Source organism: Paraburkholderia sp. 31.1 (assembly GCF_014397645.1).
In the GTDB taxonomy this organism is placed as follows: Bacteria; Pseudomonadota; Gammaproteobacteria; order Burkholderiales; family Burkholderiaceae; genus Paraburkholderia; species Paraburkholderia tuberum.
Genome location: NZ_VZQN01000164.1, coordinates 1 through 1,113 on the forward strand (window position 1 = coordinate 1; position 1,113 = coordinate 1,113).

Sequence of the window (1,113 nt, forward strand, 5' to 3'; positions counted from 1 at the left end):
TATGGGATGTCCATTTAACCGGAGTTAGCGTTTTGCCTCCACGGGCGGCTCGGCGAAGGTCGCTCCAGGCTGGGCGGATGTCCGCGTTGCCTCGGCGGCTTGGGAGGAACAGCCTTTGGCCTCTGGCTCATAACAAGGTCTTGGTAACGAACCGGTCCATGGGCGACAGCAAGCTCCAGGATCCGGTAGAACAGCATCCCTCGGCTACGTGAGCGGCGGCGGTTGAAACGGAACACGAACTCGTCCAGGTAACTGGGCAAGTGTGCAGAATCCACCGCTCCCTGGTGGGTGCCCAGGAGCCAACGTTTTGCAAGGGACGCTATTCGATGCACACCTGGCAGAAGTTCTTCGGGGTCCTCGCCCCGCGCCGACGCGGCCCGCTGGCTACGGCGGTCATGGATGTAACCATTCTTCTCCAGCCACCGGTAACCCTGCCAGGCATCGGTGATGACCGTCGCCCCCGGCTCGACGTTATCCAACACGAAGGAGCGAAGCGATTCTGAGGAGGCATCCGCCACGGGCGCCATTCGACAGCGCCCGAATCCCTTCGGCTCCGCGATCTCGATCGCGATACACGTCAGGATCTTCTTCCCTTTGGCACGGCCTCCCGAAAGTCCGGATTCTTTGCCTCCGATGTAGGTTTCGTCCACCTCCACCGTCCCGCAAAGGCGCTCCCGATCGGGACGAATCAGCACAGACCGCAGGCGATGAAGGATAGCCCACACTGTCTGGTAGGAGCCGATCTCGAGGGTTCGCTTCAAACTCAGCGCCGAGATCCCGTCTTTGCCGGTAGCAAAATGCCAACAGACCGAAAACCACACCGTAAGGGGAGTACGGGTCCGGTCAAAGACGGTGCCTGCCATCACTGATGTGCGGCTACCGCATGCAGTACACATGAACCTGCCGTCCCCAAGCCGCCATCCTCCCGGATGACCACAGGACGGGCAGACGAAGCCGCAAGGCCATCGCAGCCATTCCAGATAGTCCAGGCAGTCTGCATCAGTCGGGAACCAAGCCTGAAACTCCCCAAGGGACTTAGGATAGTGGGTGCTGGCATGAGGAAGTTCCATTGCCCCAGTCTACGCTCAACTCCGGTTAAATGGATAACCCAGT

1 pseudogene is annotated in these 1,113 nt (G+C 60.2%); it reads right to left on the minus strand.

What is annotated here, in order from left to right:
* Positions 1–131: 131 nt before the first annotated feature.
* A pseudogene (locus F6X37_RS35790) lies at positions 132–1,070 on the minus strand (IS1595 family transposase); the annotation flags it as partial.
* Positions 1,071–1,113: the final 43 nt, after the last annotated feature.